14 protein-coding genes, 1 tRNA gene and 1 pseudogene are annotated in these 17,811 nt (G+C 34.4%); 1 reads left to right on the forward strand and 15 read right to left on the reverse strand.

Annotated elements, in window-relative coordinates:
* Positions 1 to 7: 7 nt before the first annotated feature.
* Positions 8 to 964 carry a ComEC/Rec2 family competence protein gene (locus THESIDRAFT1_RS05740; RefSeq protein WP_006569816.1) on the reverse strand — a complete coding sequence of 319 codons (957 nt, stop codon included), beginning with the start codon at positions 962 to 964 and terminating at the stop codon, positions 8 to 10.
* 450 nt (positions 965 to 1,414) lie between these two features.
* Positions 1,415 to 1,822 carry a VOC family protein gene (locus THESIDRAFT1_RS05745; protein ID WP_006569818.1) on the reverse strand — a complete coding sequence of 136 codons (408 nt, stop codon included), beginning with the start codon at positions 1,820 to 1,822 and terminating at the stop codon, positions 1,415 to 1,417.
* 434 nt (positions 1,823 to 2,256) lie between these two features.
* Between THESIDRAFT1_RS05745 and THESIDRAFT1_RS05750 the strand changes: the two genes are divergently transcribed.
* Positions 2,257 to 3,051: an FTR1 family iron permease gene (locus THESIDRAFT1_RS05750; RefSeq protein WP_006569819.1), complete on the forward strand. Its 795-nt coding sequence runs from the start codon at positions 2,257 to 2,259 to the stop codon at positions 3,049 to 3,051.
* Positions 3,052 to 4,059: 1,008 nt separating this feature from the next.
* Here the strand turns inward: THESIDRAFT1_RS05750 and THESIDRAFT1_RS05755 are convergent.
* From THESIDRAFT1_RS05755 to THESIDRAFT1_RS05815, 13 genes and pseudogenes are all read right to left on the reverse strand, one after another.
* On the reverse strand, positions 4,060 to 4,344 hold the full coding sequence (locus THESIDRAFT1_RS05755) for an SHOCT domain-containing protein (protein WP_003870736.1): 285 nt from the start codon (positions 4,342 to 4,344) through the stop codon (positions 4,060 to 4,062).
* 31 nt (positions 4,345 to 4,375) lie between these two features.
* On the reverse strand, positions 4,376 to 4,564 hold the full coding sequence (locus THESIDRAFT1_RS05760) for an SHOCT domain-containing protein (RefSeq protein WP_003870735.1): 189 nt from the start codon (positions 4,562 to 4,564) through the stop codon (positions 4,376 to 4,378).
* Between the two features lie 325 nt (positions 4,565 to 4,889).
* Positions 4,890 to 4,965, reverse strand: a tRNA-Thr gene (locus tag THESIDRAFT1_RS05765).
* A gap of 109 nt (positions 4,966 to 5,074) precedes the next feature.
* Positions 5,075 to 6,355, reverse strand: coding sequence for an adenylosuccinate synthase (locus THESIDRAFT1_RS05770; protein WP_003871182.1), 1,281 nt, complete (start codon positions 6,353 to 6,355; stop codon positions 5,075 to 5,077).
* Positions 6,356 to 6,370: 15 nt separating this feature from the next.
* Entirely contained in the window at positions 6,371 to 7,753 is a 1,383-nt protein-coding gene (locus THESIDRAFT1_RS05775; protein ID WP_003871183.1) for an NAD(P)/FAD-dependent oxidoreductase, read from the reverse strand.
* A 233-nt stretch (positions 7,754 to 7,986) separates the two neighbouring features.
* Complete coding sequence (locus THESIDRAFT1_RS05780; protein ID WP_003871184.1) at positions 7,987 to 9,234, reverse strand: methyl-accepting chemotaxis protein; 1,248 nt, start codon at positions 9,232 to 9,234, stop codon at positions 7,987 to 7,989.
* 59 nt (positions 9,235 to 9,293) lie between these two features.
* The gene (locus THESIDRAFT1_RS05785; RefSeq protein ID WP_003871185.1) at positions 9,294 to 9,464 is read right to left on the reverse strand and encodes a XapX domain-containing protein; all 171 of its coding nucleotides are present in this window, start codon (positions 9,462 to 9,464) and stop codon (positions 9,294 to 9,296) included.
* A gap of 128 nt (positions 9,465 to 9,592) precedes the next feature.
* Entirely contained in the window at positions 9,593 to 10,294 is a 702-nt protein-coding gene (locus THESIDRAFT1_RS05790; RefSeq protein ID WP_006569820.1) for a YitT family protein, read from the reverse strand.
* A 75-nt stretch (positions 10,295 to 10,369) separates the two neighbouring features.
* Complete coding sequence (locus tag THESIDRAFT1_RS05795; protein WP_006569821.1) at positions 10,370 to 11,725, reverse strand: FAD-dependent oxidoreductase; 1,356 nt, start codon at positions 11,723 to 11,725, stop codon at positions 10,370 to 10,372.
* Positions 11,726 to 11,816: 91 nt separating this feature from the next.
* Positions 11,817 to 12,896 carry a CapA family protein gene (locus THESIDRAFT1_RS05800; RefSeq protein WP_006569822.1) on the reverse strand — a complete coding sequence of 360 codons (1,080 nt, stop codon included), beginning with the start codon at positions 12,894 to 12,896 and terminating at the stop codon, positions 11,817 to 11,819.
* 102 nt (positions 12,897 to 12,998) lie between these two features.
* Positions 12,999 to 14,681 (reverse strand): phospho-sugar mutase, encoded by a 1,683-nt coding sequence (locus THESIDRAFT1_RS05805; RefSeq protein WP_006569823.1) that lies wholly within the window; start codon positions 14,679 to 14,681, stop codon positions 12,999 to 13,001.
* Positions 14,682 to 14,803: 122 nt separating this feature from the next.
* Positions 14,804 to 16,614 (reverse strand): annotated as a pseudogene (pepF, locus tag THESIDRAFT1_RS05810) (oligoendopeptidase F).
* Positions 16,615 to 16,725: 111 nt separating this feature from the next.
* The gene (locus THESIDRAFT1_RS05815) at positions 16,726 to 17,529 is read right to left on the reverse strand and encodes a class I SAM-dependent methyltransferase (protein WP_003871191.1); all 804 of its coding nucleotides are present in this window, start codon (positions 17,527 to 17,529) and stop codon (positions 16,726 to 16,728) included.
* Positions 17,530 to 17,811 lie beyond the last annotated feature (282 nt).

Here is a 17,811-nt window from a genome sequence, read left to right on the forward strand (position 1 = left end):
CCTAAATTTATCTTTTAATCTCACTTCCCGACAAATAATCACCCGGCTCTACATTAAAATTTATAGTTTTGCCATCACTTACTGCAATTACAGTCCCACATTCATCTGTTCTATATACTATTATTCCTAATGACCTAAGCTTTTTCATTGTTTCTTTGTGGGGATGACCATAGTCATTGTATTTACCGCAAGATATAACAGCATATTTAGGATGTACTGCCTTTAAAAATGCCCACGTAGAAGCTGAAGAACTGCCATGATGTCCAATTTTTAATACGTCAGCTTTTAAATTATATCCTTCACTTAGCATTTCCTTTTCAGATTGTTCACCAGCATCTCCTGTAAACAAAAAAGAGGTATTACCATACGTAATTTTTACTACTGCACTATAATTATTTAAGTCCTCGTAATGGGAACTATTTGGCGCAAGCATTTTTGCAATTATGCCATCTCCAAGGTCAATTACTACTCCTGCTTTTGCAACATTTATCGAAAGTCCTTTTGATTTTGCTGCCTTTAGAACTTCTTCAAATGTCCTTGTTGTCGTCGTTACTTTAGGCATATAAAACTTTACTATTTTGAAGGTTTTTATAACTTCTACTATACCACCTATGTGGTCATTATGAGGGTGAGTTCCGATAAGTATATCAATTTTATTGATTCCGCGGCTTTTTATGTAATTTACAACTTTACTGCCCATTTCAGGCGTTCCTGCATCTATTAATATCGTTTTGCCTGATGGAGTTTGTACAAATATACTGTCTCCTTGTCCTACGTCTATATAATTTATTGTTAAACTATCTGTTTCGGATTTTTTAACAGTTTCTTGCTGGCTTTTTGTCCCCTCATCCTGTAAAAGTTGTTGAACTTCATGAGTAGATGTATTGTCAAATATTGTACAGCCTGTCAATATAAATGCAAATAGTATTAATATAAAGGGCAACAGTAATCTCTTCTTGTACATGCCTAAAATCTCTCCTTCAAATTATTCACTTTTTTAACATTTATCCATCTTTATTCATCTTTAAATAAGTCCTTTGCCAAATCTTCAATAGACTACTATCTACAACACAAATTTCATTTTCTTTAGGCATTATTATCGCCTCTTTAAAAAATAATTAATTCTTTTTTCGAATGAACGAAGCCAAAAGACCCTGATTTCATAAGGCTAATTTTTGTTTTGAGCAAAGCGAAAATGAAAAATTACAAAGTGGTGAGGTGGATAAAAAATCATTCATAAAAAATAGTGAACTTATTCTAAATGCCTGCTATAAAAGGAGCATAAGAATAAAAGCATATAAATTATATCACAAAATTTCTGCAAGATGTCACGACGATTATATGCTTCAGTTTAAAACTAAAGGGTAGGCATTCAGAAAAATACCCACCCCAACTCTTGACAAAGAGCCCACAATCAATATTGGTAATTTAAATCCCAAGTTATTCCAAACTTATCAGTAACTTTCGCATATTTAGCATTCCAAAAAGTTTTTTGAAGCTCCATATGTATCTTACCACCCTCTGATAAGGCAGTATAAGCCTTATCAATAGCATCTTCTGTATCAAACTCAAGTGTTAAAGATACATTAGTTCCTTTTTCAACCTTCTGTCCCTGGAATGTGTCAGATAAATATAAAATAAATGATTTATGTTCAAGTCTTGCATGCAATATTTTATCCTTATATTCTTCCTTAGCTGGCATCTGTGAATCTCCATATCTTATAACATTAGATTTTTCTCCGCCAAATACATCGCTGTAGAAGTTTAATGCTTCTTCTGCATTTCCTTCAAACACTAAATATGGCACAATTTTCTTAATCATTATTTATCCACTCCTTAGTTAATTATACGTTGGCTTGTGCATAATTTAAAAGCCTTCATTTAAGCCATTCCTAGGATGTACTTTTTATTATCATTCCTAAATTTCTTATCTTTTATGTAGGATTTCCTCCCTTATTTATCGAATTATTTCTATTCTTCTATGTTTGAAAATCTTGATCTATCTCCAATGCTGAATTTCCTTCTTCCACCCCCAGCCGTAAAGATTATACTTCATCATTATATTTTCTTTGTCCTCTTGGCATTTTGTAGACACTTCCTCTCTTTATATTTTTATTTTATCCTGTTCGAGTTAAAGTGTCTACAATAATATACTAACACCACAACAAATATAATATAAAAAAGTTGACAAAATGAATATGCATAGTCTAAAATAAAATTGATAATGATTATCATAATCATATAAGGAGGGTTTTTATGTTAGCAGGTATATTAATTACAATCCGCGAAGGACTCGAGGCTTTTTTAGTCATAGGTATACTATTAGGATACCTTACAAAAATCAACCAAAAAAAGTACTTTAAACACGTATGGCTAGGTGCTATTGGTGCTATAGTTTTGAGTGTTGTTATTTCGTTTATATTCCAGGCTTTAAAAATTAGTTTTGAAGGCGAAAGTGCTGAATTATTTGAAATAGTTGTTGCAGCGATAGCCATTATTATCCTTTCATATATGGTTGTCTGGATGCAAAAGCAGAGCAAGAACATCAAAGGTGAGCTTCAAGCAAAGGTTGATGAAGCTTTGTCAAATAATCAGGTATGGGGCATAACGATATTAGCATTTGTAACAGTGATAAGAGAAGGGATAGAAACGGCACTATTCTTAACCGCCTTAAAAGGTGAAGGTTTATTATTAGGATCATTTACGGGGTTATTTATAGCTGCAATAATATCTGTATTATTATACAAAACAACAATAAAATTGAATTTAAGGAAATTCTTTATGATAACTGGCTGGCTTTTGATATTCATTGCAGCAGGTTTGACATCTCATGCAATTCATGCATTAGGAGAATTAGGAATAATACCTCCAATAATTGAAAAAGTATGGAGCCTAGAATGGTTAATTCCAGATGAAAGTTTGTTAGGTAAGTTACTGCACGCGTTTATTGGATACGAAAGCACTCCGTCTTTAATGCAGGTCATTGCGTATAGTGCTTATATATTGATTGTAGGTAAAATGTTTATGAATAATTCGAAAGAAACCACCTAATACGTAATTTTATGTGAATATATACCTATTTGCGATACAAAAGCTGTAGTCAAGCACAATTTAATCTCAACCATCACAATCTCTTGTAATAAACAGTAGGAGATATTAAAAAAATAGAATAAGCAAGGTAATATCTATAATAGCATTAAATTGTGGCGATAGTAAGATGGAAAATAAAAGAAACATCCGGGTAGTTGATGATGTGAAACAGATCATCAATGTACTGAAACCTTGTCTAGAGAAAGAAGGGATATAATGCATTGTTAATTCTCAAATTAGATCTCCAAAGATTTTCAATTATGATGGTATTTTTTAAGGGCATAAAAATATTTTTTCTCAAATTATTACAGCCTGATTAAAAATTTTTTTCGCTTTTTAAGAGCATTACCGCCAAAATATGTTAATATTTGTTACTGGCAATTTGAATTAATTAATGTATAAGCGAAAGCTACTGCTCTCATAAACTGATTTCATTTTCTACCTGGTAAACTTCTTCTTCGTTTATTTCTCTTAGCCTTTTAGAGTATGCGTAGAAGATAGAAACTGTACCATCTCAAAGACGCCGTTTTCTGCGACGCTAAGGTCTAAAACGGCCTCTTGTAGCATTTCCGAAAGAAATACAAAGAAAGGGGGAAAGCGAAAGTTACTCGAAGCAATCTAACTTAAAGGAAATATAATACCATTAATTTTCATTTATTAAGCTGGTAAAGAGTCTAAAACTCTACCGTTTTCTCATATAAGTAATGATTTTATATAAATAAAATGTATTCCACAACTGAACAAGCAAAGTATGTAACCGATGGTAAGCCAATTCAAATTAAAATATTTTAAAAACTTACATACAAAATCTTAACACGGACATACTTTACCCTAACTTTTGACAAACAACCTAAATAAATTAGGACCTTTACATAATATATAAAACATATTATGTAAAGGTCTCGTCTTTTAAGGTCATAAAATGTCAATAGGAGCAATGTAAGCAAAAATAATGTCAAATTATTTAGCTTATTTTTTTAACATTTTTACTATTTCTGTATATTCGTCTGAAGTAATTTCACCTCGAACGTATCTTAACTTGGCAATTTCTAATGCTTCATTATTAGGATCTGTATCGTGTTTTTTAAAAAAGTTAACATTTCTAATCTGTTTTACTAGCAAGTAAATTACTACACCTATTAAAATTAAGAACAATATATTGGTAAGTCCACCACCGAACCAAGTTCCATAACCGTACGGATAATATCCTCCAAAACAATGACCTAAACCACCCGGTATATATCCTCCAAACATTGTTTTCTCCTCCTCTCTAAATATTTAAATTTTACAAAATACTTTTTAATTTATTATATTCTTCTTCTGTAATTTCGCCTTTAGCCAAGCGTATATCGAGTATTCTTTTTGCTTCGTTTGTTTGGTAATTTTTGTTTTCATGTAAATTATTAATCATTCTTTGCAGGTCACCTGTTTTGTACAAATAAAAGCCAATTGCCAAGATTAATATAAGACACATACTTTTCAACTCCTTTCTATTTATCGAAAAATTGTTAACTTGCTTTACCTTTATTTTAAAACTTACTTTTGAAGAAAATATGAAGAGAAAATAAATATAAAAGTACGTTTTTCTTCATGAACTGGCAAAGGTCTTGGGCATTCAGACGTAAAAATGACTCTTAATACATTATTCGCATGTACTTCCCGAAATGCAGAAAGAAGCAGCTGAAAAACTAAGTAAGTTATTTATAAACGGTAAAGATAAGATGTTGTCATTTTGTTGTCACCAACACTAAAATAAAAAAGCAAGGTACTTAAAAACCTTGACTTTTTGACAAAAAAAATGGAGCTGGCGAAAGGACTTGAACCTTCAACCTGCTGATTACAAGTCAGCTGCTCTGCCTATTGAGCTACGCCAGCACCTTTATTAGCTATCCAATTGTCCTGACATTTATATATTATACTTAGAGCAACAGTATATGTCAAGCTTTTTTATAAAATTTTTTGTAAAAGAGCCTTAATCACTTTATCAAAAATCCCTTAAAACAATAGTCTGATTTCTTTCAGGTCCTACAGAGATTATTGCTGCTTTAATACCTATCAATTCTTCAATTCTTTTTATATATTTTTGAGCATTATAAGGTAAGTCGTCAAAAGTTTTTGCTCCTTGTATATCTTCTTCCCACCCGTCAAATTCTTCATATACAGGTTCACATTGAGCCAAATCCTCAAGGCTTGCAGGAAAATCTGTTATTATTTCTCCCTTAAATCTATAACCTGTGCATATTTTTATTTTTTTAAGCCCTGTCAAAGTATCTAATTTGGTAAGAGCAAAATGAGTTATACCAGACACTCTTACAGAGTATTTAAGAATAACAGCATCCAGCCAACCACATCGTCTCGGTCTTCCTGTAGTAGTCCCATATTCATGACCTTTTTCTCTTAAGAAATCTCCATTTTCATCAAAAAGCTCTGTGGGAAAAGGCCCTTTACCAACCCTTGTAGTATATGCTTTTACTACACCTATTACTTCATCAATCATTGTAGGTCCTATTCCTGCTCCTACTGTCACTCCTCCTGCTATGGGATGAGACGCAGTAACATAAGGATAGGTACCCAAATCTAAATCAAGAAGTGTCCCCTGTGCTCCTTCAAATAAAACTTTTTTGCCACTTTTAATTAAATCGTATAAAAGCACTGTTGTATCAGTAACAAAGGGTTTTATTTTTTCAGCATACTCTAAATATTTTTTATACATTTCATCAAAATCAAAGCCTTCTACACCATACAAATCTCTAAAAAGTTTATTTTTCTTTTCTATATTTCTTTTAAGCTTTTCCTCTAAAACCTTTGGCTTTATAAGGTCGCATACTCTTATTCCTATCCTTTCTGACTTATCCATATAGCAAGGACCTATGCCTTTTCTCGTAGTACCCAAGTCATTTTTTCCTTTTGCTAGTTCTTCAAGTTCGTCTTGTCTTATATGATAAGGAAATACAATATGGGCTCTATCGCTTATTTTTAAATTCTCTATACTAACCCCTTGTTTTTCTAAATTTTCTATTTCCTCAATCAAAGAAGCTGGGTCAATTACCACTCCATTTCCTATTATACAAATTTTATCAGGATATAATATCCCAGAGGGAATTAAATGAAGTTTATACTGCACTCCTCCTTTTTCAACTGTATGACCAGCATTATTTCCTCCTTGGTATCTTACGACTACATCTGCCTTTTCCGCAAGATAATCAGTAATTTTCCCTTTCCCTTCATCTCCCCATTGGGTACCAACTATAACTAATGTTGACATAATTGTTCTCCTTCCCTATTTAACTCTCGTTAGAATTTCTCTTGCAACTACAACGCCAGATACAGAGGCTTGTGCCAGTCCCCGTGTAATGCCTGCTCCATCTCCCGCCGCAAATAGATTTTGAATTTGCGTTTCAAATTTGTCAGTAAGCTTTACTCGTGAGGAATAAAACTTTACCTCAACACCGTATAAAAGTGTATGTTTAGAATATACCCCTGGAGATACTTTGTCCAAAGCTTGCAACATCTCAATTATTGACTGCAAAAATCTATAAGGTAACACCAAGCTTAAATCCCCTGGTGTTGCATCTTTTAAAGTGGGCTCTACAAGTCCTCTTTTAATCCTTTCCGGAGTAGAGCGCCTTCCTGCCAACAAATCTCCTAACCTTTGGACAATCACTCCATCTCCTAACATATTAGCAAGCTCTGCAATATAACGACCATATTCTATTGGCCTATTGAAAGGATGAGTAAACTCTTTACTTACCAGTATTGCAAAATTTGTATTCTCCGTTTTTATATCTTTGTAACTATGCCCATTTACAGTTTTTATGCCATTATTGTTTTCAACAACCACCTTGCCATAAGGGTTCATGCAAAAGGTCCTTACTCTGTCATCAAAAGACTTAGAATAATATATAAATTTAGATTCATAAACCTCCTTTGTAATATCCTCCATAACAACAGCAGGGATTTCTACTCTCACACCTATATCTACCGCATTATTCTTTGTCTCTAGCCCAAGTCTATCAGCTTCTTTCTTAAACCACTCTGCCCCTTCTCTTCCAGGCACAACCACTATATATTTGCCGTAATATTCTTCTCCTTTTTCTGTAACTACACCTTTCGCCTTCCCATTTTCTACAATTATCTCAGTTACCATTGTCTCTGTTTTAATCTCCACTTTTTCGCCAAGGTATTCTCTCATATTTTTTATGATATCGAAACTTTTATCTGTCCCCAAGTGTTTAATAACAGCAGGAATCAATTTTAAATCTGCTGCTTGAGCTCTCTTTTCAATTTCTCTAATCTTTGCTCTATCCGTTCCATGAACTTCTGTCGTCCCACCAAACTTTACATATATGCTGTCTACATAACTTATGAGATGATTAAGCTGAGACTTCGGCATGTACTCGTCTAAAACACCACCAAACTCTGAGGTTAATGTTAACTTTCCATCACTAAATGCCCCTGCACCACCTATGCCTGAAGTAATAGAACAAGGTTTGCAATTAAGGCACTTTGAACCATAAGCATTAAGAGGGCAAATTCTCTTTTGTATATCTTTTCCTTTTTCAAACAAAAGTATGTCTAAACTTTCATTTTTGTCTACAAGCTCTAAAGCCGTAAAAAGGCCTGCAGGTCCGCCTCCTACAATAATAACATCGTATATTTTCATAAAAATATGACCCCTTCTCTTTGATGTAGTAAACTACAAAACCCGTAATATATATTACCAAAAAAAGAATTACAAATCAATAAAAATGCGAATTTTATTTGAATAATTCTATTAAATGTTCGTATTTTATAATGGCTATCGCCCAACTATATTTATTAAAATCTTTTCAAAACAATTCCTATAAAAATAAAAAGACAGGCTATTACGCTCTGTCTTTCATTACTCATTAATTTTTATAAAGATACAACCAATTTCGATAATACATTTTCTAGTTGTGTAGCTGATTTTAGCAGATTTTCCGAACTTTCTTTTATTTCCTCAATAAATTTCATGTGCTCTTCTGTAGATGCGGCAACTTCTTCAGTGGATGCAGCAGTCTCTTCTGACACTGCTGTAATATTTGCTATAGATCCTATTATTTCATCTTTATACCTTGCAAGTTCCATCATCGCATTATTCAACATATGTATATTTTCAGTAATAGTATCTATTGAACTCTTGATCTCATTAAAGGCAGCATATGTAGTTTCCACTTGATGCGCTTGGTCTTCCGCAATTTCCTTTACCACATTTGCTTTTTCAACTGTCTTGTCTGTTTTTTGCTCTATTTCGCTTATAATCTTGGCTATTTCACTGGCAGCTTGTCTCGATTGCTCTGCTAAATTTCGAACTTCTTCTGCAACAACTGCAAATCCACGACCAGCCTCGCCGGCTCTTGCTGCCTCAATAGCAGCATTTAAGGCAAGCAAATTGGTCTGGTCTGCAATTCCCGTTATCACCTCTATAATCTTTTCAATATGATGAGAATTTGCTTGCAACTCATTTATCGCACTAACAACTTCGTCAATTGACTCTTTTGTAACATCAGTTTTTTCTTTTAAAGAATTTACTGTGTGCATGCCATTTTGACTAAGTTTATCAGCATTTATAGTAGACTCTTCTACGGCTTTGAAAAATTTAGCGGAATCATCAATACTATTCCCAATATTCTGCACCATATCGGCTGCATTAGAAGTATCTTTTGCTTGTTCAGAAGCTCCATTTGCAATCTCTTCCACTGCCTTAGAAATTTGTTCAAAAGTCATATTCCCTTGTTCAATAGATTTAAAAAGAGCATTTGCCGTATCTTTAGTGTTTTGAGCAAAAGTAGAGACATCTTGTAAAATTGCTCTAACATTTTCCATCATCGTATTAAAAGTCGTTATTAATGTACCAATCTCATCTTTTCTCTTTAAATCTACCTTAGCTGTAAAATCTCCTTCTTGTGCTTTTTTAAGTTCTTCAATTAATTTTTTAATAGGTCTTGTAATATTTAATGAAATAATTACTGATAAAATTAATGACAAAGCAAAACTAACACTTGCTACTGTAACAAAGAGATGCATTACTTTATCGTCAACCGCAAAATAATAAATAGCCCCCACCGGTATGGCTGCTACTATAAGAAATGAAATAATGAGTCGCCAAAATATGCTTCTCATATGTGTTCCCCCCTTTTATAGATTATGTTTTCACTCCACCACCCTGCTACTTTAAGACTTCACCTACCAATCAATTTAAGGATGTATTCAAACAATACTCCCCCAAGGTAAATTCCTATAATGCCAGCTATTCCTGGTAATACATTCGGAGCAGGGAGTGGCAATTTTAAAGATGAAAAAATTAATCCTACAATCATTCCAGTAACTAATGCTAACAATGTCTCTTTCACATTAACACCTCACTTTATTTTTATCGGTATTTTTATTATTTACTTTAACCAATTTTATATTATATCACAATTTTTTGTTATTTGTCAGACGTCTAATCACTTTTCAGAAAAATAAGATGTGTACAGTATTAATGAATCGACCTCTTTTGCAATTTACCTCCTAAAACATCGTAGACATCATGTATGGTAACAAAGGCTCTTTCGTCATGTTCCTTCACAATCATTTTTAACTTAGCAATCTCCAAACGGCTAACTTTTGTTCCTTTAGTATAACCACCCTTCCCTTCCCAAAGCGTAACACTTCGTCCTAAACGGGCTATTATAGTTTCTGCAATCTCATCTGCTTTCTCTGTAACTATCATAACAGCTTTCGCTTCATCTAAACCTTCTATAGTCAAATCAATAACCTTAAAAGCAATAAAATAAGTGATGAGAGAATACATGGCTCTATCCCAAGTAAAAACTATTCCAGCACTTCCAAGAATAAAAATATTAAAAAATAATACAATTTCTCCTACAAAAAAACCACTCCATTCTGAAATTACCACTGCCACAATTTCTGTTCCATCCATTGAACCTCCATACCTTATTACAAGCCCTACTCCAATTCCCAAAATGATACCTCCAAAAACAGAAGCCAGCAAAGTATCACTTGTAAGAGAAGGGAGTTTCTCTAAAAAAGTGACCCATATAGAAAGAATCGTAACAGCAAAAAAAGTAGAAATTACAAAACTCTTACCTATTTGTTTATAACCAAAAACTAAGAAGGGAATATTTAATAGAAAAATAAAAGCTCCAAGAGGCAATTTTGTTAAATAGCTTAATTCCAAATGCCTGGTTAAGTCGAGATTTTTAAAACATATAAAAAGGTCCTACCATGAATATAGGTAAGACCTTTTTGATCGTTATTTTTCTCTTTGTGCTACTGTCGCTGCTTGTTGGAGAGGATCCCACACTGAGTTATATGGAGGTGCATAGGCAAGGTCCAAGGCCTGAAGGTCATCAATTGTCATACCATGGAAAAGCGCTGTAGCAAGAACATCAATTCGCTTGTCTACCCCAGCACCTCCTGCAATTTGTCCTCCTAAAAGCTTGCGGTTGTCTTTATTAAAGTGGAGACGAATAGTCAAAACTTCATCTTCCCAGGGATAATAATGACTTATAGGTCTTGCCTTAATAGAAACAGTCTGATATGGAAGACCTAAAGCTTGGCATTCCCTTTCCCCTAAACCGCTTCTTGCAATCGTCCTATCAAAAACCTTCACAATCGCTGTACCGACAATACCTGCAAATTTTGCATCTCCGCCCGCCATGTTAATTCCAGCAATTCGCCCTTGTTTATTAGCCGTTGTCCCTAATGGCACATAATCTGGCGCATTTTTTATGCGATGAAAATGAGTAGCGCAATCCCCCGCGGCAAAAATATCTGGAATATTTGTTTGTAGGCGTTCATTTACAAGAATCGCATTTCGAGGGCCTAACTCTATACCAGCTCCTCTGGCAAGCTCACTAACTGGGCGAACTCCTATAGAAATAATGACTAAATCGGCTGGGAAAGAATCATTTTTTGTCACAACAGCCCGTACGCCTTTTTCATCTCCTTCTAACCCCACAACTTCTTCATTTAAATGAATTTCTACCCCATGCCTTTTAAGAACATCCTGTGCAATTTCAGCAATAACTGAATCAAAAGTTGGTATAAGTTGGGGTGCTAGATCTAAAACAGTTACTTTGAAACCTCTATTATGTAAGGCTTCTGCTGTTTCTAAACCAATATATCCCCCACCAATTACCACTGCTTTATTAGGAGTATGAGTTTCAAGCCAAGACAAGAGCTTTTCTGCATCTCCCATTGTCTTCAAAGTAAAAACTCCAGGCAAATTTCTACCTTCCCATGGCGGTACAATCGCTGCACTTCCTGTCCCAATTAAAAGCACATCATAAGGCACTGTAATTTCATCTTTTTCTTCCCGGCGATATACGCGAATCTGCTTCTTTTGAGGTATAATCTGTGTAACCTCATGATAAAGCTTTACATCGATATTATAGCGAGTGTAAAACTCTTCAGCTGTTCGCGCAATAAGCTTTTTCCTTTCAGCTACTACTCCCCCTATCCAGTAGGGAAGGCCACATTGAGCATAAGAAATGACCCCCTCTTTTTCAAAGACAAGAACTTCTCCTTCAGGGTCCTGTCTTCTAATTTGAGAAGCTGCACTCATTCCAGCAGCATCGCCACCAACAATTACATAACGCTTGGCCATTTTTTCTCCTCCTTTTTTGCACTTATGTCCATATTTCCATTATACTCTTACCTGCTTATTTTTTCAAACCAAAAGCTTCTTGAAGTTTAATTTACCCACTTTGATAACATTTTAATTTTTTTAATACCCTCTCTTTTTCTTCTCCTTCTAAAATAACCGGTTTATAGTCATTCCTATCTTTTTGTGAAGAAATAGAAACAGGTATTATGTTCATCTCTACTTTTGCTATTTCTCTTTTGTCATTAAAAAGAAAAATTTGTTGTAAAATTATAGAATCTTTATCTTTTGGATTTCTATTACCTCCGAAAGAAAAATTCCCAAGAGAATATGCAATATACCTATCTTTATACTTCTCTATTCCCTGTAACACATGGGGATGATGACCAATTACTAAGTCTGCCCCTTCATCTATTACAAAATGCCCTAAATCCCTTTGAATCTTATTTGGATAGTATCTATTTTCTTCCCCCCAGTGAAAACTGACAATCAAAATATCTACACTGGGCCTCAACTTCTCAATATCTTTTTTAATTTGATTTTTAGTCCATTTGCTATTGTCAAAACCTGTATACCCTAATATTCCAATTTTTATCCCTTTTACAGTCATAATATACTGATACCCATATCCAAAATACCCAATTCCTTCTTTCTTTAAGGCTTTTACAGTGTCTTCAAAGCCTTCTTTCAAATAATCAAAAGTGTGATTATTAGCCAAATTCACAACTTCAATGCTTCCTTCTTTCAAAATCTTGGCATAGGAAGGGTCCCCTTTAAAAGCATACTCCTTTTCAGCCCGCTTGGTTGCATTAGTAAGAGTTGTCTCTAAATTGGCAATGGTCAAATCATCCTTTTCTAATACACTCTTTACATTTTCAAAAAAATATCCATAGTCATAATTATGTTTTTTAAATTCTTCATCAAAAGTGCCATATTTCCCATAAGACTCATCTGAACCTAAAACGCAATCCCCTACTGCACTTATGACTATTTTTGTATAATTATCTTCCTTATGATCATCTTCTTGAGGAAGGCTTTGTGGCTTTTCTTCCACAATAAATTCCTTTAAAAGAGTTTCCGAAATCCCCAGATTTACTGCCTTCAATGGAATAGCAATTATTGCCATTATGAGAAAAACAAAAACTAAAATTTTAGTCACCGTTTTTCCTTTCATATCCACTGCCCTCTTCTTAACATTCTGTAACAATTTTACACATTCATACAAAATAAATCAATATAAAAAGGAAACCACTTATTGTGGTCTCCTTTGAAATAACTAATCTTCTAAACCTAAAACTTTTGTAAACTCTTCTTTTGCCTTTTCTAATAGAGATTTAGCTTCTTCAAAAGTTTCCATATTCATAACCATAAAGTAAAACTTCACTTTTGGCTCTGTCCCTGAAGGCCTTGCATAGACCAAAAGCTTATCTCCAAACTCCATTCTCAAAACATCTGAAGGCGGAATTTGTCCATATCCTTTTAAATAATCTATCATCCCTGTCAGTTTATGTCCCGCAAGATTTTCAATAGGATTTTCCCTCAACCTTTTCATTATTCTCTTTATCTTTTCTACTCCTGCTCCCCCTTCATACACAGGAGAAAGCTGCCCTTCAAGATAATACCCGTATTTTTTATAAATCTCTTCTAAAGCGTCCACCAAAGTCATGCCCTTTTGCTTGTAATAAGCTGCCATTTCACAAGTCACCATTATTGGAGTCCCAGAATCTTTATCGTAAACAAAATCACCTATATTGTATCCATAGCTTTCCTCATAAGCAAAAAACACTGTCTTGCCTTCTGCTCTCAATCTGTCAGCCTCATTGCAAATCCACTTAAATCCAGTCAACACTTCAGAAACCTCAACCCCATGAGCCTTTGCAATTTTAGCAAACAACTTTGAAGAAACAATGGACTCTATAACTGCTGGATTTTTAGGCATGCCCTTTTTTGAATACATCTCCAACAAGAAATTCAAAAAAAGTATCCCCATTTGATTGCCATCTATTCTCACATAATCTCCCTTATGCTTCACTAATACTCCCATCCTGTCTGCGTCAGGGTCAGAAGCTACAACTATATCTGCATCAAGCCTTTTCGCATCATCTAAAGCTAACTTAAAGGCGTCATCAAATTCGGGATTAGGATAATTTACTGTAGGAAAATTTCCATCAGGTACTTGCTGCTCTTTTTGAATGTAAATATCAAAACCCACTTTCTCAAGCAGTGGTGGCACTATCTTTATGCCTGTTCCGTGAAGCGGTGTATAGACAATATTTAAATCTTTTGAAGAAATTCCAAAAGAATAAGAAAGTGCTCTTTCAAAATATGCCAAATCAATTTCCTGACCCACCATTACAACAAGCCCTTTTTTCTTTGCCTTTTCAAAAGGTATCCTCTTTATTTCACCAAAAGATTTTATTCCCTCATATTCTTTTATAATCCCCTCATCATGAGGCGGTATCACCTGCGCTCCATTTGACCAATATACCTTGTAACCATTGTACTCTAGAGGATTATGACTTGCAGTAATCATTATACCTGCTGTTGTCTTTAAATACCTAACAGCAAATGACAAAAGAGGAGTTGGTCTAAAGTCGTCAAACAAATACACCTTTATGCCATTTGCAGCAAGAATTTCTGCCGATTCAATTGCAAAATCCTTAGAAAAATTCCTTGTATCATAAGAAATAGCAACACTTTTTTCTCCTCGTACCGTCTTATTTATGTAATTAGCAAAAGCTTGTGTTGCTCTACCTACAGTGTAAAAATTCATCCTATTTGCTCCAAGCCCTATAACACCCCGCATACCTGCTGTGCCAAATTCCAGGTCTTTAAAAAAAGCATCCTGTATTTCAGATTCATTCATTTTCCTTAAAACTTCTTTATCCTTCTCTGAAATTGAAGGGTCATTTAACCATGCTTGATACCTCTCCATTGTTTCCTTCTCCATCTCATCCACGCCTTTCCTACTACCTATTTTTTGTACTTCTATTTTAACCAATTTAAATTTTATTGTCTACAATTTATAAAAAAACTGATACTCAAAGCTGAGTATCAGCGAAAATGTCAAGTTTTGTAAATTTATTTTTCTAATTCCTCTGTTAATTTAATTATCTCATCTATTATACTGCCAATATACTGGATTGTATCCAATAACGGCTTTTCTGTTGTTATATCTACTCCCGCCATTTTCGCCAGTTCTACTGGTGTCTTTGTACCGCCAGCTTTTAATACCTCTTTCCAATCTTCCAATGCCTTTTGCCCTTCCTCTAAATATCTCTTGTTCACTTGGGTGGCTATAGTAAGCCCTGCACTGTAAGTGTAAGGGTAAAGTCCCATATAATAATGAGGCTGTCTCATCCAAGTGAGTTCTGCTCCTTCGTTTATTTTAACAGCATCTCCCCAGAACTTTTCCAGAACTTCTCTTTTAATCTTATTCAAAGTGGGAGCAGTAACAGACCCTCCCTCATCAATTATCCTGTACACTTCTCTTTGATAAGCTGCTTCTAAAAGGTGCGTCACAAAATTGTGGTAATATGTCCTGGAAATCAAAGTAGAGAGCACCCATCTCTTCATTCTCTTATCATTGCTATTTTTCTGCATCAAATAATTAGCCATGAGAAGCTCATTCATTGTGGATGGCGCTTCTATAAAGTAAAGGGATGGCCTTGAATCAAAAATATTTTGATGCTGATGTGCCAAGTAAAAATGCCAAGCATGCCCCAGCTCATGCGCTAGGACAAACACTTCTCTCATTTTATCCGCCCAGTTTATCAAAACGTACGGGTGAGCACCGTAAGGTGTGGCACAAAAAGCACCTGTAGCCTTTCCTCTATTTTCCGCAAAATCTATCCATCTCTCGCTAAAAGCTCTTCTTATCATCTCCCTGTAATCTTCGCCGAAAACTGAAAGCCCCTCTTCTATGTACCTTTTTGCCTCTTCAATTGTCACTTCTGGCTCAAAATCAGGGTCTACTTCCAGCTTCAAATCGGCAAAAGTCATCTCATCTAACCCGTGTATTCTTTGAAGAAGTTTAGCAAATTTTCTTATATGAGGTGCAAGATTTTCCATTATAAGGTCAATCTGCCTCTCGTACATATCCCTTTCCACTTTCTGAGGGAAAAGCAAGCTATCAATGACAGAATCAAACCCCCTCAAAGTGGCTATAATCTTCTCTTTCTGCACCTGTGCCTGGTAAACAGCTGCTATAGTGTGCTGATATTCCTTTAATTTTCTGTAAAAAGCTTCAAAGGCAGCTCTTCTGACTTTCGCATCTTTCTCATACTCCCATTTAGTCTCAAATAGTGAAAAGCTCAAAGGGTATTCCTTGTCTTCAACCTTAAAAGTTCCAAAATCCATATCTGCCAATTTTGCCATATTGTAAATATCTTCAAAAATTTCTAAAACAGGAGATAAAGCAGACAAAGCCCTTTCAACTTCGGGATGAAGGGCATGTTTTTCTTCCTTAAAATTTCTTTCAGATAATTTGCATTTTCCTTCGACCCTTCTATCGCTTTATTTATCACCTCTTCTTCCTGCTGTATAATCTCAGATTCCACAAAACTTATGCGGCTCTCAATATTTGATGCGACATTTCTAAACTTCATCTGCCTCTGAAGATTTTCTGTATTGGTCTGGTCAACTGCCACAGCTAGATAAGCATAGCTACCTGCCAGTGTAAGAAGCTCTGCTATACTTCTTAACTTGTCCAGGCACTTATTAATATTTTCCGGAGTTGTGAGCTTACCTTTAAATTCTTCTTCAAGCTCTTTTGTAAGCTCTTCCGTTTTTTTAACTGTCGCTTCATACTCTTCTTCTGTCTTGAAAATACCCGACAAATCCCAAGTCAGCCTTTCATCAACATCCTTTCTATCCAACAAATGTGTACTCAAAAAAATACCCCCCTTTAATTTTTGGTAATTATATGATACCCCCTCAAAAAATAAAATCAACCCGAATTGATTCTGCATTGATTTCCTTTTTTTGTATTTAGTTTTGTTTTCTTATTTACATTTTTGTGCAACAAATAATAAATGATTACTTGCTCCGAAAAACTCTGGCTTTTCGCTATAATAAAAATGGAAATTAAGCCACAATTGATAACTCTCATCATCCATGTTGTTTATTTTATCCGCTAATAATTCACTTAAACCATCGGTTGCAATTTCAGCCACAATTGTCAATCCGGAGTTTTTAAGTAATTCTCTTGCTTGTTGGACTGTTATAAATACAAAAGGAAAATCTCTTACCTTAAAAGTCTTGCGGTCATAATTACCTTTCCTTAAATAATCAGGTTGATAACACATGGTTTCTGTAACAATAACCATATCATTATTAATAAACGCAAAAAGCATCATTCCATCATCTTTACATACCCGTTTTACTTCCTCTATACATTTCAATCGATTCCCTATATCTTCTAAATGATACAATGGGCCAAGACATAACACAATATCATAGCTATTATTTTCGAATCTAGAAAGATCTAAAGCATTACCTTGAAATATGTCAAGTTTCATATATGGCTTTTTCTTTTCTTTAATACGTTTTACATGTTTTTCAACCAAATCTACCGCAGTCACTTGATAACCCTTTTCTGCAAAATACAAAGAATATTCTCCAGTGCCTGCTCCTAAGTCTAAAATTTTCATTCCCGGTTTCAAATATTTTTCAATTTGTCTTACTGTAGTTAAAAATTCAATTCTTGAAGCTTTTGAAGATAACCTGAAATCTTCATCAAAGATTTCATAAAGAGCTGAAATTCTCTCTTCTTCACTTTCTATTTTTAGTAAGTCTTCCATTTTCATTTATCATTACCCCCATTAAATGGATAGTTTCATGAATCTTATGATTTTATTCTATCAACTCTACTCTCTTTATCAATAGGGAAATTACTTGATAATTTCATCAGCCAATATACCAATTCTTTCCCTGGATATTCCATTGTTTTACGTGTTAATTGTATTATACCTTTCCCTTATATGACATACATCCCGTCAAAGCTTATATGTGATGCTAATTTTGACATTGAAATAGTAAATAAAGGATTGTTTATTTTATTAGTTTGGGTGTTAATACTTGGTTTCATT

The sequence above is a fragment of the Thermoanaerobacter siderophilus SR4 genome (genome assembly GCF_000262445.1).
In the GTDB taxonomy this organism is placed as follows: Bacteria; Bacillota; Thermoanaerobacteria; order Thermoanaerobacterales; family Thermoanaerobacteraceae; genus Thermoanaerobacter; species Thermoanaerobacter ethanolicus.

What these genes read in the sequence shown, in the direction of transcription:
- THESIDRAFT1_RS05750 (WP_006569819.1), top strand. Translation starts at nt 2,257, where the DNA reads ATGTTAGCAGGTATATTAATTACAATCCGCGAAGGACTCGAGGCTTTT.
- THESIDRAFT1_RS05775 (WP_003871183.1), bottom strand. Translation starts at nt 7,753, where the DNA reads ATGAAAATATACGATGTTATTATTGTAGGAGGCGGACCTGCAGGCCTT.
- THESIDRAFT1_RS05795 (WP_006569821.1), bottom strand. Translation starts at nt 11,725, where the DNA reads ATGGCCAAGCGTTATGTAATTGTTGGTGGCGATGCTGCTGGAATGAGT.
- THESIDRAFT1_RS05780 (WP_003871184.1), bottom strand. Translation starts at nt 9,234, where the DNA reads ATGAGAAGCATATTTTGGCGACTCATTATTTCATTTCTTATAGTAGCA.
- THESIDRAFT1_RS05770 (WP_003871182.1), bottom strand. Translation starts at nt 6,355, where the DNA reads ATGTCAACATTAGTTATAGTTGGTACCCAATGGGGAGATGAAGGGAAA.
- THESIDRAFT1_RS05740 (WP_006569816.1), bottom strand. Translation starts at nt 964, where the DNA reads ATGTACAAGAAGAGATTACTGTTGCCCTTTATATTAATACTATTTGCA.
- THESIDRAFT1_RS05815 (WP_003871191.1), bottom strand. Translation starts at nt 17,529, where the DNA reads ATGAAAATGGAAGACTTACTAAAAATAGAAAGTGAAGAAGAGAGAATT.
- THESIDRAFT1_RS05755 (WP_003870736.1), bottom strand. Translation starts at nt 4,344, where the DNA reads ATGTTTGGAGGATATATACCGGGTGGTTTAGGTCATTGTTTTGGAGGA.
- THESIDRAFT1_RS05745 (WP_006569818.1), bottom strand. Translation starts at nt 1,822, where the DNA reads ATGATTAAGAAAATTGTGCCATATTTAGTGTTTGAAGGAAATGCAGAA.
- THESIDRAFT1_RS05760 (WP_003870735.1), bottom strand. Translation starts at nt 4,564, where the DNA reads ATGTGTCTTATATTAATCTTGGCAATTGGCTTTTATTTGTACAAAACA.
- THESIDRAFT1_RS05800 (WP_006569822.1), bottom strand. Translation starts at nt 12,896, where the DNA reads ATGAAAGGAAAAACGGTGACTAAAATTTTAGTTTTTGTTTTTCTCATA.